Source organism: Calothrix anomala FACHB-343, from assembly GCF_014696435.1.
In the GTDB taxonomy this organism is placed as follows: domain Bacteria; phylum Cyanobacteriota; class Cyanobacteriia; order Cyanobacteriales; family Nostocaceae; genus Aulosira; species Aulosira anomala_A.
Genome location: NZ_JACJQG010000044.1, coordinates 63855 through 77311, shown reverse-complemented (window position 1 = coordinate 77311; position 13457 = coordinate 63855). Strand labels below are relative to the sequence as shown.

The 13457-nt window shown below is 41.0% G+C and carries 16 protein-coding genes; 7 read left to right on the top strand and 9 right to left on the bottom strand.

Annotation, left to right across the window (positions count from 1 at the left end):
• Positions 1-259: 259 nt before the first annotated feature.
• Positions 260-1036, bottom strand: a complete 777-nt coding sequence (locus H6G08_RS23180) for an ABC transporter permease (protein WP_190547171.1) — start codon at positions 1034-1036, stop codon at positions 260-262.
• Between the two features lie 256 nt (positions 1037-1292).
• Between H6G08_RS23180 and H6G08_RS23175 the strand changes: the two genes are divergently transcribed.
• The 3 genes from H6G08_RS23175 to H6G08_RS23165 all read left to right on the top strand — a co-directional run bounded on the left by H6G08_RS23175 (position 1293) and on the right by H6G08_RS23165 (position 3276).
• Positions 1293-2435, top strand: a complete 1143-nt coding sequence (locus H6G08_RS23175) for a DegT/DnrJ/EryC1/StrS family aminotransferase (protein WP_190547169.1) — start codon at positions 1293-1295, stop codon at positions 2433-2435.
• A gap of 149 nt (positions 2436-2584) precedes the next feature.
• Entirely contained in the window at positions 2585-2833 is a 249-nt protein-coding gene (locus tag H6G08_RS23170) for a hypothetical protein (protein WP_190547167.1), read from the top strand.
• A complete protein-coding gene (locus H6G08_RS23165; RefSeq protein WP_190547165.1) occupies positions 2833-3276 on the top strand; it encodes a type II toxin-antitoxin system VapC family toxin in 444 nt (147 codons plus the stop codon). The genes H6G08_RS23170 and H6G08_RS23165 overlap by 1 nt, the downstream gene beginning before the upstream one ends.
• A gap of 120 nt (positions 3277-3396) precedes the next feature.
• Here H6G08_RS23165 and H6G08_RS23160 read toward each other — a convergent pair whose 3' ends face one another.
• Together H6G08_RS23160 and H6G08_RS23155 are read right to left on the bottom strand one after the other, a co-directional pair.
• Complete coding sequence (locus tag H6G08_RS23160) at positions 3397-4143, bottom strand: DUF561 domain-containing protein (RefSeq protein ID WP_190547163.1); 747 nt, start codon at positions 4141-4143, stop codon at positions 3397-3399.
• Between the two features lie 122 nt (positions 4144-4265).
• Positions 4266-4853 carry a Crp/Fnr family transcriptional regulator gene (locus tag H6G08_RS23155; RefSeq protein WP_190547161.1) on the bottom strand — a complete coding sequence of 196 codons (588 nt, stop codon included), beginning with the start codon at positions 4851-4853 and terminating at the stop codon, positions 4266-4268.
• 352 nt (positions 4854-5205) lie between these two features.
• Here H6G08_RS23155 and H6G08_RS23150 point away from each other — a divergent pair, with 352 nt between their 5' ends.
• The gene (locus tag H6G08_RS23150) at positions 5206-5439 is read left to right on the top strand and encodes a hypothetical protein (RefSeq protein ID WP_190547159.1); all 234 of its coding nucleotides are present in this window, start codon (positions 5206-5208) and stop codon (positions 5437-5439) included.
• Positions 5440-5837: 398 nt separating this feature from the next.
• Here H6G08_RS23150 and H6G08_RS23145 read toward each other — a convergent pair whose 3' ends face one another.
• Positions 5838-6692, bottom strand: a complete 855-nt coding sequence (locus tag H6G08_RS23145) for an MBL fold metallo-hydrolase (RefSeq protein WP_190547157.1) — start codon at positions 6690-6692, stop codon at positions 5838-5840.
• Positions 6693-6898: 206 nt separating this feature from the next.
• Between H6G08_RS23145 and H6G08_RS23140 the strand changes: the two genes are divergently transcribed.
• Entirely contained in the window at positions 6899-7219 is a 321-nt protein-coding gene (locus H6G08_RS23140) for a DMT family transporter (RefSeq protein WP_190547155.1), read from the top strand.
• Between the two features lie 161 nt (positions 7220-7380).
• Here the strand turns inward: H6G08_RS23140 and H6G08_RS23135 are convergent, their stop codons facing one another.
• On the bottom strand, positions 7381-9321 hold the full coding sequence (locus H6G08_RS23135) for an FAD-dependent oxidoreductase (protein ID WP_190547153.1): 1941 nt from the start codon (positions 9319-9321) through the stop codon (positions 7381-7383).
• A 304-nt stretch (positions 9322-9625) separates the two neighbouring features.
• Between H6G08_RS23135 and H6G08_RS23130 the strand changes: the two genes are divergently transcribed.
• Both H6G08_RS23130 and H6G08_RS37000 read left to right on the top strand, forming a co-directional pair.
• Positions 9626-10231: a TetR/AcrR family transcriptional regulator gene (locus tag H6G08_RS23130; protein ID WP_190547151.1), complete on the top strand. Its 606-nt coding sequence runs from the start codon at positions 9626-9628 to the stop codon at positions 10229-10231.
• A complete protein-coding gene (locus H6G08_RS37000; protein WP_199322704.1) occupies positions 10221-10427 on the top strand; it encodes a hypothetical protein in 207 nt (68 codons plus the stop codon). Before H6G08_RS23130 ends, H6G08_RS37000 begins: the two co-directional genes overlap by 11 nt.
• Before the next feature lie 142 nt (positions 10428-10569).
• On the opposite strand, the gene H6G08_RS23120 is transcribed toward H6G08_RS37000, so the two are convergent.
• The 4 genes from H6G08_RS23120 to purM form a co-directional block, all read right to left on the bottom strand.
• Positions 10570-11256, bottom strand: a complete 687-nt coding sequence (locus H6G08_RS23120) for a PHP domain-containing protein (protein WP_190547149.1) — start codon at positions 11254-11256, stop codon at positions 10570-10572.
• Positions 11257-11645: 389 nt separating this feature from the next.
• Positions 11646-11909 (bottom strand): zinc ribbon domain-containing protein, encoded by a 264-nt coding sequence (locus H6G08_RS23115; protein ID WP_242046244.1) that lies wholly within the window; start codon positions 11907-11909, stop codon positions 11646-11648.
• Complete coding sequence (locus tag H6G08_RS23110) at positions 11903-12256, bottom strand: recombinase family protein (RefSeq protein ID WP_242046243.1); 354 nt, start codon at positions 12254-12256, stop codon at positions 11903-11905. Before H6G08_RS23110 ends, H6G08_RS23115 begins: the two co-directional genes overlap by 7 nt.
• Before the next feature lie 106 nt (positions 12257-12362).
• A complete protein-coding gene (purM, locus tag H6G08_RS23105) occupies positions 12363-13388 on the bottom strand; it encodes a phosphoribosylformylglycinamidine cyclo-ligase (RefSeq protein WP_190547147.1) in 1026 nt (341 codons plus the stop codon).
• Positions 13389-13457: the final 69 nt, after the last annotated feature.

Below are 13457 nucleotides of genomic sequence, written 5' to 3'. Positions count from 1 at the left end.
AGCCTGCCTTCGCAGGCTAAAAGTTTGATAGCCTGCGAAGGCAGGCTTCGTATTTCTAGCCCCACCCTTATAGGGTGAGGGCGTTTTTGCACATTTGGGATGCTCCCGATCATCGCTCCCACGCAGAGCATGGGAGCCAGTTACGGCTCCAAGACAAGGGACTGCTCCCCCTGCTCCCTGCCCCCTGCCCCTCCGCCTCTTTGGTCATACCCCTATCTATTTGTTACATTATTTTTTCAAATTGTGATAATTATAAATTTCACCTAATTAACTGCGCGGTAGAGTTAAAGAACTGGCGCGACAATCCCCGCGTAATTAACACTGTCGTCAATAAGTTAGCAAAAGCAACCATAAACATCAGCAAAATTTCGTAGGAAACAGCATCGGGCGCATTGACTCCAGCTAGTAACTGTCCGGTGGTGATTCCTGGAAGTGCAACCATGCCGATGAGCGTCATTTGATTTAAGGTAGGAAGTACGCCAGCGCGAATGGCTTCCCGACGATATTGGCTAATAGCTTGCTCTGGTGTTGCACCTAAGCTTAAATGAGTTTCTATTTCTATGTGAGATAAGTTGATAGTATTCACCAGACGTTCCCCGGCGATCGCAGCTGCATTCATCGCATTACCTAAAACTACCCCAGCCAAGGGAATAATATATCGGGGTTCGTACCATCTATCTGGTTCAATAATCAAAAAAATGCTATAAAGCACAGTCAATGCTGTACTAACAAAAATTGACCCCCACACCCAAGGTAATAACCGTGGCAGTTTTTGGCTGATGCGGTTTCGTGAGACAATCGCCGTAATCGTCAGCATAATTACTACAATCCCCACAACTGCCCAAACATTGTTTACAGCAAAGATGAAGTCTAAAACATATCCCAGGACGGCTAATTGGAGAAGAGTTCTCCCAGTAGCGACAACGAAATTAAATTCTAGTCCTAACTTTTCCCAAGCAGATAAACCAACCGCGATCGCCATTAACCCAATTGCGATCGCCAAATCAGCTAAATCCAGCTTGATTAAATCTTGCATTGCTCATTACTCCGGGGGTAGGTAGGCAGGGGGGCAGGGGGACAAGGGAAGGGGGACAAGGGAGACAAGGGGGACAAGGAGGACAAGGGAGACAAGGGGGACAAGGGTTCATCGCGTCTCTGCCCAATGCCCAATGCCCAATGCCCAATGCCCAATGCCCAATGCCTATTGACTATTGACCATTGACCATTGACCATTAATAGCAACAATTGAGCGTAGAAGTGCATCTTTTGTATTTCCAGATCAATAAAAACTCATGATCCAAAGTGTAAATCCTGTTCCTGCTTTTGATATTAAACAGCAATATGCGACCCTGGAAGCAGAGGTGAGTGCGGCTGTGTTGGAAGTTCTGGCTTCTGGTCGTTATATTGGCGGGCCTTTAGTAGAAGGTTTTGAAAAACAATTTGCTGCTTATCATCATGTAAGTGAATGCATAGCTTGTAATTCCGGTACTGATGCACTGTTTCTCTCGCTACGTGCTTTAAATATTGGTGCAGGTGATGAAGTAATTACAACAACTTTTACTTTTATTGCAACGGCTGAAGTTATTAGCGCAGTAGGTGCCAAGCCAGTTTTTGTTGATATTGATGATACTTTTAATATTGATTTAAAACAGGTAGAAGCGGCAATTACGCCCCAGACTAAAGCTATTATCCCGGTTCATCTGTTTGGGCAACCTGTAGATATGACGGCGCTAATGGCGATCGCTCAAGCTCACAATTTAGCTGTGATTGAAGACTGCGCCCAAGCCACAGGCGCAAGCTGGAACAATCAAAAAGTCGGTAGTATTGGTCACGTTGGCTGTTTCAGTTTTTACCCGACAAAAAACTTGGGCGGCTGCGGTGATGGCGGTGCAATTACTACCAATGACCCAGAAATCGCCAGTAAACTGCGGGTATTGCGGGATCATGGCAGTAAGGTGCGCTACATCCATGAAGAAATTGGTGTAAATAGCCGCTTAGATGCAATTCAAGCCGCGATTTTAGAGATTAAACTGCGTTATTTAGATAATTGGAACGAAAGCAGAAAAGCGATCGCCGCTTATTATCATCAATTCCTAAATCAAGTTCCTGGTATCATTGTCCCCCAAGAGTTAGCCGGCGGCGCTGGTGTCTGGAATCAATATACAATTCGCGTTTCTAATGCAGAGAGAAACGGTGCTAGCGCCAAATATCGCGACTCAGTGCGCCAGCAATTGCAAGAAAAGGGTGTAAGTTCAATGGTTTACTATCCCTTACCCTTACATTTGCAACCAATTTATCAAAATCTCGGTTATCAACCAGGTTCCTTACCAGTTGCCGAGCAAGCCTGTCATGAAGTCATATCTTTGCCCATGTTCCCAGAATTGACACAGGAACAGCAAGACAAGGTGATTTACGCCCTGAAGGATTGTTTGTAAGAGAGGCAGGGAGCAGGGGGCAGGGAGCAGGGGAGAATATATTATTCCCTAACTTCTAGCCCCTAGCCCCTACTTTAGATGCTTCAATCTTTGCTGAGAGTCCTGCCCAAAGACGCTAAAATTAATAGCAGTTAATCATAGTTAAATGAATGAGTCCGTCACTGGAGAAAATTTTAAGTGAGATTGAGCAACTAACTCCAGAAGAGCAATTGACAGTGATGGGGCATTTGGTAGAACGTGTAAAAAAACATATCACCCAAGTGCAACCAAAACGCAAGTGGAGCGATTTGAAAAGTATGGCTCCCTATCCGTTATTAGGTGAAGATGCTCAAGAATGGGTTTCGCGGACTCGAAAGTTTGCAGATGAGCATCGAGAAGGATTGCAGCGAGAAGAATAATGCAGATTAGTGATGCCTTAACGGGAGTTTCTCGCTTATTTCTGGATACCGCACCCGTAATTTATTTTGTCGAACGTAACCCGCAATTTGTAGATTTAGTCGATCCAATTTTTGATCGGCTAGAAACTAACATTACAGCCGTAGCATCTGCGATAACTTTATCGGAATGTTTGGTAGGAGCTATACGTCTGGGGTTAGCGGATTTAGAGGAAGCTTTTGTTGATGTGTTGCAGCAGGATGAAGTAGTTTTTGTAGAGATTAATGGTGCTATTGCCCAAGAAGCTGCAAGAATTCGGGTGCGTTATAACCTCCAGTTACTTGATGCCTTGCAGATAGCTGCCGCTTTAAGCGCTGGTTGTGAAGCATTCTTAACCAATGATGATGCTTTGAGGCGAGTTACAGAGTTGAGAATTTTAGTAGTGGGTGAGTTAGAAGTATCTTAACCTAGCGGTAATTGTGAGAATAATTAGGGCTGACTGAAAAATTATTTGATTAAGACAACAGGGGGTAGGGAGCAGAGAATAATTATATATCCCCATTCCCTAGCCCCTAGCCCCTAGCCTCTAGCCTCTAGCCCCTACTTTCGCAGATGTTAAAGCTTCAACAATGCTACGAACAGCAGCAATCATGGCTACTTCGCTGTTGAGTTGGTTAATAGCTGAACCGACACCCACACCAGCTGCACCAGATGCGATCGCTAGTGGTGCTGTCACGCTAGAAATACCGGAAGCACACAATACGGGTACGGAAACTGCGCGAGAAATTTCAAAAGCTGCAGCCAAGGTGGGAGCAGCTTTTTCAATTAAGCCCAAAGTTCCGGGGTGGGTGGGGCTGCTGCTGGTACCACCTTCAGTTTGGATAATATCAGCACCAGCTTTGACTAGTTCTTCTGCTAGTTGTACTTGTTTATCTAATGTCAGAATGTGAGGCACAGTCACAGATAAAGTGATTTCTGGCAACAAAGCACGAGTTTGGTGAGTTAGGGCAAGAACTTCCTCCGCCTCAAATCTCCGTCCTTGGGCATAGAAAGAATCGAAATTACCGATTTCAATTAAATCTGCACCAGCCGCCACAGCTTGCACGAATTTTTCTGGCTCTACTGCTGATACACAGATTGGCAGATTGGTCAAACTTTTTGCTAATTTTACTAAAGCAGCATCGGCAGCGATATCAACAAAAGTAGCACCGCCCAAATCGGCAGCTTTGATAGTAGCAGCGACGCGATCGCTATCAAAGTTATTTAAACCGCTGATTGCCTTCAGGACACAGCGATTAGCAAAAGCACGTTGAAGAGAAGAATGCATTGTCATACTTCGTTTGAAGCTACGAAAATTAGGTATATTCTACCTTTAGTCAGTAGTTAGTAGTTAGTTGTCAGTTGTCAGTTGTCAATAAGTCAACGGTCAACGGTCAACAGTCAACGGTCAACAATTTATATTTCGTAATACCAAATATCTTCTTCTTTTAACACAATCCGATGTAGGGACAAGCGATCGATTAAGCCTTCCTGCTCAAACTGTCCCAAAATCCGCGTGATGGTGACGCGAGTGGAACCTAAAATTTCTGCTAAGTCTTCATGAGTCAGACGCATATCGATTAAACGTCCTTTTTCGACTTGTAAACCAAATTTTGTCGATAACCATGCCAATAATTTGAGTAACATGGTATCTACCTTTTTGTAGCTGCGAATCACCATCAACTCTTCAGCTTGTTGAATGTGATTTAACAAAGTCTGTGTTGGTTGCTCCCATTCTTCTATGGGTAAGATTCTTGCTTCTACTTTAGTCAAGCACTCCATTTGATATGGTTGTAGCCGAGATAAGCTACTGCCAACAATGTCATCTGGCCCCCACAATCCTAAGGCGACTGTGGTACCATCCTCTAAATATGTAAAAGTTCGCACAAAGCCTGAATCAATCTGCCACAGAAGGCTTTGATGTTCTGGCAAGAATGCCCTACGGGTAAAAATCTGCTTAGTATTTTTACTGACTTTACTAGTAACAACAGAGTATAGAGCCATTAGTTATATAATACTCTTTCTCGATAAACTAACAGTAGTATATAGATATTCGGTTATCTGAGTCTACGGTATTTTTATCGCTTAACCGTAAAATATTGGCGATCGCCTTCCCAGGATTGTAAATTTTAGCTCGATCGTAGAGAGCGATCGCATCTTAACTCGATGCCGTTTTCGCAAAATGAACCCTTACCGCTTATCCCGAAGTAATTGCGTTCATGGTTCATTCCATTATCCTCGAAAAAATAAAGAAATTCTTAAGCGCATCGCATCATCACACTTTGGAGAGAAGTTAATCAACATTAAGCTTTGTAAAGATTGAGTTGTGTTCCTTGTTCCTTAGCCTAGTGAAATTATGCAATACAACTTTAAAGTTTCAAAAGAGGAGAAAGAGAAGATATTTCACACAGATTTTGTCAAATATGGTGTGAGACACGACAAAGCAGCAAAAGCTGCGAAAATATTAGCTGCTGGAAAAGCAGAAGAATTGTGGACTGAAGAGGAAAAAAAATTAGTTACACAAGTATGTCAACAATGGTTGATGAATCACAAACGCTATAAGAAATTACAAGAACATATGGATTTATAATTCACTGCCAAAATTTTGCGTAATTGCGATCAAAAATTTGTCTTTTTCCAACCATTAGGTACTAGTTATCTAGTTTTTAAATCGGTGCTTAAATTAGCCAACCTTAATCATCACCAAAAAATAACAGCATACAGACATTCAATAAAAATCTATCTTACTGTAAGAATCTGACAATTAAATCCCTAAACAACCACCTACAAATTATTGTTAGCTTATTTTTGTAGGCTTTTTATGTCAAAAATCTTAATAATAAAAACTGTATGTAAGCAGAGAGAAAATAAATTATTATACCAATTTAAATAATGTTGGCGATCGCATCAATATATTCTAGAGGGCACGGCATTGCCGATGCCCCTACAATCTCTCGCATTCTTTTTTCAAAATCAAAATTTCACCAATCATTGAGGCGTGCTATGGGATGGCACATTATTTTCAGCAGCAAAATTTTGTAACTCAATTGCATCATGGCTGCAAAATAATCGCACATCATTACTGTAATTCTGGCGTAACCTGCGCAATTTATTTTGATTTTCAAGTCGCGCTTGACGGTCTACTTCCATCAACCATTGGTAAGCGCGTAAACCTGGCGTACAATTAAACTGAACAGAGTCCATTTCATCGCGGTAAAAGTAAGCATCACCTGCATGTAGCAGCCAACCATCAGATGTTTGAACAGCTATACCTGCATGACCTTTAGTATGACCCAAAAGCGGAATCAGTAGGATTTCTGGCGGTAATCCTTCCAAGTTACGTACTGCTGCAAAGCCAAACCAGGGTTCACCACCTGCAGAATAATACTTCCAATGTTTCACATCATCCCACTGTCCGGGACGATAACGTTGTGAAGAAATAAAACCTTGGCGTTGCTGTGCTGCTTGTTTCTCACTCAACATGACATGAACTGTCGCCTCTGGAAAATCTTCCAAACCCCCTGCATGATCGAAATCGAGGTGTGTCAAGACTATGTGACGCACATCGCGGGGGTTAAAGCCAAGTTTTTCAATCGCTGCAACAGCCGTATATTTTTGTTCAAATTGAATACGATTCAAATTCATAAAGAAAGGGCTGAGTCTGGATAAGGGCGCTTTAATATCCTGCTTACCAAAGCCTGTATCTACCAGCACTAACCCCTGATTTGTCTCAATCAACAAACAGTGACAAACGAGATGCGCTGTTAATCCGCGACTAAAACCGTCAAATAATGCTCCCCCTATGGGGCACATACAACCGCAATTGAGATGATGAACGCGCATAAATGATTTTCCTGAACATCAATCTCTCTCTTAAAGACGAAAAATTATTCATAATCAACATACTTAAGGCTGAATAAATTTATTACTCACTTCACTTATAATTTAGTCGTTTGTTTAAGTAGATAAGCAATGCTCACCCTACAAATACTTATTGATTTTTATTGTTCGCTTAGAGAAAATTAAAAATTCAATTATTTATCATCAAAATGCTCATCAGTTGGGTTTACTTAGTTGCTGCGGTAATATTTGAGGTTTTAGGTACAACTTGTATGAAGTTGTCACAAGGATTTACTCAAGGATTGCCGACAGTATTTATATTTGTCTTTTACGGACTTTGTTTGACTTTTTTAACACTTTCCCTAAAAACAATTGAAGTTAGCGTAGCTTATTCTTTTTGGGCTGGTTTAGGAACTACGCTAATTGCTCTGATTGGTATTTTTTGGTTCCGTGAATCTATTACTACCGTTAAGCTGGTATCTATCTTTTTAATTGTGATTGGTGTAATTGGTTTAAACTCTGCAAAATAACCAAATTGTATGGTGTGTTGTCTCACGGAGTAAACGCACCAACATACCATTAAATATTTAAGGTGCGTTAGCCTACGGCATAACACACCCTACTAAGAATTTAGATTTATTTTGTGATTTTAAAGCCCTCTCCTGGAAACGTGGAAGAGAGGCTTTAATAATTAAATTTGTAACATTCCTTCAGGATTCACCGAGAAAAGCGATCGCTTCTGCAAACCCTCACGAGATAAAATCTCATTGGCGGCTAATAAGCCACTGCTAACGGCTCGTTCCATTAACCCACAAGGAAAGGGCATTTTTACCCAATCGCCAGCAAAAATTAAATTAGGAATATCAGTGCTAGTTTCTGGGCGTTGTGCATAACTGTTTGGCGGGTAGCCAGAAAAGTTATGTTGATTTACTAATTCCCGATGTAATATCTCTGCTTGCTTTAATTCGGGGACAATTTCATACAGTTCTTCCTCAAATTTCGCTAATAAAGCTTCTTGGGTGGGAAATTCTTTTTCTTTATAACAATAGGCGTGTAATTCTACGACACTACCACCTGTGCGTTGTGCCCAATCAATGAATTGTTCTTGAATGCGATGATAAAGAGTTATGCTATCAGTTAGCTGGTAACCTGATAAGGAAGTAAAATTACTTTGTTCCCACTGAAAATCACGGTTAAACCAAAAGCGACAGACAGCAAAGGGATCGGCAATATCTAAAGCTGTTACTTGCGATCGCACTTTTTGATCTACTTCACCTTTAATCTGTTTAAATAGTTGCTTTACTCCCGGTACGTCAGTTGCAAATACAAAATAATCTGCGGCGATTGTCTGGGGTGATGATGATTCTTGATTAGCTGCTACTAATTGTACTTCCTCATCTTGGCGTTTAGCTATTTTAAACTTAGCTAAATCTCGTTTTGCAGGCCCTTTTAACACTTTCCCATCAGCCGCAAATACTGCACCATGACAAGGACAATGGAATTTTCCATCATCGGCTTTTTTCACAGTACAACCTTGATGGGTACAAGTAAGAGAAATTGCTGTTTCGCTTTCCTGTGATGCGGCGAATACTTCATCAGCAGCGCCAAAATATTCAATTTCTTTATCAGTCACAACTGAGTTACGCTTTACCCAAAAAGGCACATTATTTTTATTACTACCAACAAAATATTTGAGCGAGTCAATCTCATTTTCTTGGGCAAGAATTTCACTCACAGTTGCATCGGTAATAATTTTACCGCCATTATGCAAAATTGATTTGGCGATTGGTTGGACTAAACTCGTCCCCATATCATCTTTAGTACCATTAAAAGCCAATCCTTCTGGATTACCAAAAAAATAAAAATGGAAGAATTGCATCAATTCCCCCACACTCATCATATCTGGTGCATTCAAACTCGATTTCGCAAATGGGAGGAAATATAAATCATATAAACCTCTAGGAAATTCCGTTGCTACCCAATCGGCAACAGAAATATTATCGAAGCGTTGGTAATTTCTTTCTCGTTGAAATCCAGTAATTGCTTGAAAGACTTGTAAGTGTTTTAAGTTAATTAAATTAATACCCCATTGTAAGCGATTGGGCGAGGCGATCGCTAAATCTACAATATTCCAAGGAAAGGCGGAACTACTAGGGCGAAATATCTCCGGTTGATATTTGCGATCGCGGTACACAACCGCATAAAAATTTAATGATTGAAAATTATCTTTTATCCCCAGTTCGCTAACTAAACCATTCAAGTTATAGTACTGCGGAAAAAAGCCGTGGAACCCGTGTTCCATCATAAAGGTTTCACCTACGGCTTCAATTTGCCAACTAGCAATTTTACCACCAAGTTGCGGAGATTTTTCTAACAGTGTTACCGCAAATCCCCTTTGACTCAACTCATAAGCGCAAGCTAAACCTGCTAATCCAGCCCCGATAACTACTACAGATTTATTTTGACTTAACATCCTGGGTAGTTGTAGGGTTTCTCTTTGAAAAACCGTTGGTTGTGGTTTACTGAAACGAGAGTATCCAGTTACTCCAGCGATACTACCAATACCGAACCACTTAAGCAGTGTGCGGCGGGAAATAGTAGATGATTCTGGTGAATTCGATAATTGGTTCATTGGTTACAGAATTAACTCTTCATCATGAATTACTGGTGTGAAATCATGGCTATAAATGAGCCTTTTTTCGGAATATTTTTCCCATTTCAGCAATCGTTCTCAGCAGATTTTGGGCGGAAGAACGGGAGCAATTATCAATAGCTGGTTGTTGTATTTTTAAATACTTTACTCTCAAAATTGCTAGATCAGGTTATTTATGCACTAGACGATAAATCTACTGATTTAGGTTCACAAATAAGCAGATTATTTGCCAGTGTAATATAATATTTGAAAGTTGACTACTAAACGTTAGGTAGGTTTGAGAGTGCCAGACGATCGCAACTCTCCAAAACAAGTCTCATCTGGTGGTAGAGAAAGAATTCTTGAGCAAGCAGAAGAGCTATTCCGCAGCCGGGGCTATAATACAGTGACAATGAGGGAAATTGCTGATGCAGTAGGAATTCGCCAGGCTTCTTTGTATTATCATTTTCCTAGTAAAGAGCAGCTGTTTGTCTCCGTCAACGAACGGATGTTTGAACGTCATCGTTTAGGTATCGAGCAAGTTATTGGGAAAAATGAAGAGAATTTGCGATCGCAACTCCATGCAATTGCTAGATGGTTCCTGTCTCAGCCTCCCATCCACTTTTTAAGCATGGTACATACAGATATGCCTTTATTGGATGCAGAAAATACAGCGAGATTAACCGCTTGCTCTTCCAATTGCATATTTGAACCTATTTGTCAAATATTTACCCAAGCACAACAGCGAGGCGAAATTCGACAAGTACGTCCCCAACTGCTAGCCGGATTTTTTCTGTCTGTAATTGAGAGTCTTCCCCTCGCCAGTACTTTTGTGGATGATGTACCAAAAGAAGCGATTGTCAATGAAATGATTTTGGTTTTATGGGAGGGGTTGAGAATTGAATCCTAAATTAACTTGTCCAGTATGCGATCGCACTGATATTGAAGGTAATATTTGCCCTAATTGCCAAACCGATCTCAGTTCAGTGCGGATACTGATGGAACTACCAACAGAGCGCCCCAGCGTGCCGATATTATTAGCAATAGCGATTGCCTTAGCCTGCTTTATTTTCGGGTTTTTATTGTCAAGATTTTATTTGTCTTGAAATGAGAGATTAGGGTAATTAGGGTAATAAGGACAAAGAATTTTAGATTTTAGATTTGCGATGCGTGGATTCTAATCTAAATCTAAAATCCAAAATCCAAAATCCAAAATTGTTTCAATGCCCAATGCCCAATGCCCAAAAACTATAAACGCTGAAGTATGCTTAGACCATGAGTATCAGTACCACAGGTATTGAAAAGACCATATACTCCAGCCAATTGCTGTGCTTGTTCTGATTCCAAATCACTGGGTTTCCAAGGGTTTGGATTAGCGTAAGCGTAGAAACTTTCTACACCATCAATTTCTAGTGCAGCAGCAGCAGGAATTAAATCAAAATGCGATCGCTTGTAACGTGCTGGATGCGCCAGTACCGCTAATCCCCCAGCTTCATGAATTGCATCAATGACGTTATTTGCTTGATATTCTTTACCTGTAGTAATTCTCCTTTGTAAATAAGGTTTCATGCTGCTGTGTTCTATTTGGAATGAATAAGCCAAAATATGCACTTTAGCATCCAAAAGTTCGGCGTCAATCTCTACTCCACTCCATAATTCAGGAATGCTGCTGTGAGGATGATTCCACTTCCAGTCTTCTAACCAAGCCTTTGCTGCTTGATAGCCGCCAATAGTATGATGATCGGTAATTGCTAGTCCTTTTAATCCGATAGCGATCGCTTGCTCCATCAATATATTGGGCTGCAATTTGCCATCAGAATAGACAGTATGCATGTGAAAGTTAAATAACCTCGGACAACTTTGAGCATCAATATTCTGGAATACTTGCTGTAAAATTTCCGTGGAAGCAGAAGTCCGAGCTAAATTTACAACCATAACCCCCTCTAAGATAAAAATACATTGTTAATCACACAAGAACACGCCACACATTTTTAGATAATAAACACCCAACACTTTGAATTAGTGTTTTAGTGATTTTTTTGACTTTGACCGCAAAGTTTTCAATATATTAAGACTACGTTAGCAAATCTCAACACTGACGGCGATGAGTATTTTCAATTGAATCAATCAGAATAGGTAACAATTACTGCCATCGAGTTAGTCAATAGTCAATTGTCAATAGTCAATGGTTGAGAAACTTTTCCTCTGGAGACATTTGTATAGGCGGGTTTCATCTACAGAACTTGTTTGAGAGTGAATATCTCAGAACACCGCCTCGACAAATTATGTATTTTTTAGCACCGATACTTTTTTGCTAACATTCATTAACAAATACACTCACGTAGTGAAGGCGTATCAACCAATGCACGAAGGAAAATCCCTCGCGCACCATTTAGATCCCTCGGCATAACTCGCCCGTCAGTTAGTGACTTAATGAATTTACCTCCACCAAGATTGTGGATTATTTCACCAGTCCAGCTAACTGTTTTGGATGTATACGCCTCATTAACATCTATTACCAATTTGTTATTTTCAAAAGCTTTGTGTTTTAGAAATTGCTTAAAACGGTAATGAGATAGTGTCAACATTTGACGTACCGATTTTGACCTAATTCGCTGTCCAGTAAGGTTTGCAGTCCTTTACGTTTGAAGTTGATTCCACTGCCGATATCTTTGATGATTTCGGCTTCCGGGTAGAGTGATTGCATGTAGGCAATTTGCCTGCCAAGGTCGTCTCGTTGCTTGGTTGAACTGACTCGGCAGTAGCAAACAAGGGAGCGATCTGTTGCACCGCGAAGGTAGGACTCGACGTTAAAGAGCCTTTGTCCTGCTTCGTTTTTGATGCTCTCGATTTTCCCATTGTCGGCGTATTTCCTTAAAGTATTTGGGTGTAATCCCAGCGCTTTAACCGCTTTTCGTAGTGGTACGTAAGCCATACCACTATATTAGCATTTGTTAGGAAACATCATCTATTGTTAGCAAAATACCAGCTATTGACTAGCCTCAATATTTATGCATAACCTGCATCAATTTTTTGATTTATCAAAGTAATCCCACTAATGAATTATCGCCAGTAATTACTTCACCAATGGCAAAAGCAGGTATTTCTTCTGATTGAAAGTAGTTAATTGTTTGTTCTACTTGCGTTGGAGGTACTAAAAGTACAAAACCAATACCCATATTAAAAGTATTGTACATAGCCTCAGGATTTACATTACCTGCTTGGGCTAGCCACTGAAAAATCGGCGGAATTTGCCAACTATTAGGGTTAATTTTAATTGCTTGATTTGTGCCCAAACATCTGGGTAAATTTTCTGGTAAACCGCCACCTGTAATATGCGCCATCCCGTGAATTTCTAAACCTGCTTTACGTGCAGCGAGTACGGGTTTGACGTAAATTCTGGTAGGGTTGAGAAAAGTTTCGGCGATAGTTTGCCCGCCTAATAATTCTGGACGTTGATCCCAAGCAAATCCGCCATCGCTAACAACCTTACGAACTAAACTTAAGCCATTACTATGGACACCAGAACTAGCAAGTGCGATCGCAATATCTCCGACTTTTACCTGAGAACCATCTAACATTTGGCTTTTTTCTACGATTCCCACACAGAATCCTGCCAAATCATACTCGCCCACTTGGTAAAAACCGGGCATTTCTGCTGTTTCTCCACCCAGCAAAGCACAACCAGCTTGCTTACATCCAGAGGCTATACCCGCCACAACCTCAGTTAATTGTTCCTTCTCCAGCTTCCCTGTGGCTAAATAGTCCAAAAAAAACAACGGTTCCGCCCCAGAAGTCAGCACATCGTTCACACACATCGCCACCAAATCAATACCTACAGTATCGTGACGATTGAGAACTTGAGCGATTTTCAGCTTTGTACCGACACCATCAGTACCAGAAACCAACACAGGTTCCTGATAACCACTAGGAAGCTGGAAGCAACCACCAAAACCGCCCAATCCACCAAGTACTTCCTTTCTAAAAGTACTGTGAACCAAATTGCGAATTTGGTCTACAAAGGCTCGCCCAGCCTCAACATCAACCCCAGCATCCCGATAATCCATTCCTAACCGCTTCCTGACTGCTCTGTTATTAATTCTTTACACACTTACAACATCATCACATAATCTTTA

Bases quoted from the DNA above. Each gene is read 5' to 3' on its own strand.
- H6G08_RS23135 (WP_190547153.1), bottom strand. From the start codon at position 9,321: ATGAACCAATTATCGAATTCACCAGAATCATCTACTATTTCCCGCCGC.
- purM (WP_190547147.1), bottom strand. From the start codon at position 13,388: ATGGATTATCGGGATGCTGGGGTTGATGTTGAGGCTGGGCGAGCCTTT.
- H6G08_RS23150 (WP_190547159.1), top strand. From the start codon at position 5,206: ATGCAATACAACTTTAAAGTTTCAAAAGAGGAGAAAGAGAAGATATTT.
- H6G08_RS23115 (WP_242046244.1), bottom strand. From the start codon at position 11,909: ATGTTGACACTATCTCATTACCGTTTTAAGCAATTTCTAAAACACAAA.
- H6G08_RS23120 (WP_190547149.1), bottom strand. From the start codon at position 11,256: ATGGTTGTAAATTTAGCTCGGACTTCTGCTTCCACGGAAATTTTACAG.
- H6G08_RS23160 (WP_190547163.1), bottom strand. From the start codon at position 4,143: ATGACAATGCATTCTTCTCTTCAACGTGCTTTTGCTAATCGCTGTGTC.
- H6G08_RS23170 (WP_190547167.1), top strand. From the start codon at position 2,585: ATGAGTCCGTCACTGGAGAAAATTTTAAGTGAGATTGAGCAACTAACT.
- H6G08_RS23155 (WP_190547161.1), bottom strand. From the start codon at position 4,853: ATGGCTCTATACTCTGTTGTTACTAGTAAAGTCAGTAAAAATACTAAG.
- H6G08_RS23175 (WP_190547169.1), top strand. From the start codon at position 1,293: ATGATCCAAAGTGTAAATCCTGTTCCTGCTTTTGATATTAAACAGCAA.
- H6G08_RS23140 (WP_190547155.1), top strand. From the start codon at position 6,899: ATGCTCATCAGTTGGGTTTACTTAGTTGCTGCGGTAATATTTGAGGTT.
- H6G08_RS23110 (WP_242046243.1), bottom strand. From the start codon at position 12,256: ATGGCTTACGTACCACTACGAAAAGCGGTTAAAGCGCTGGGATTACAC.
- H6G08_RS23180 (WP_190547171.1), bottom strand. From the start codon at position 1,036: ATGCAAGATTTAATCAAGCTGGATTTAGCTGATTTGGCGATCGCAATT.
- H6G08_RS23165 (WP_190547165.1), top strand. From the start codon at position 2,833: ATGCAGATTAGTGATGCCTTAACGGGAGTTTCTCGCTTATTTCTGGAT.
- H6G08_RS23145 (WP_190547157.1), bottom strand. From the start codon at position 6,692: ATGCGCGTTCATCATCTCAATTGCGGTTGTATGTGCCCCATAGGGGGA.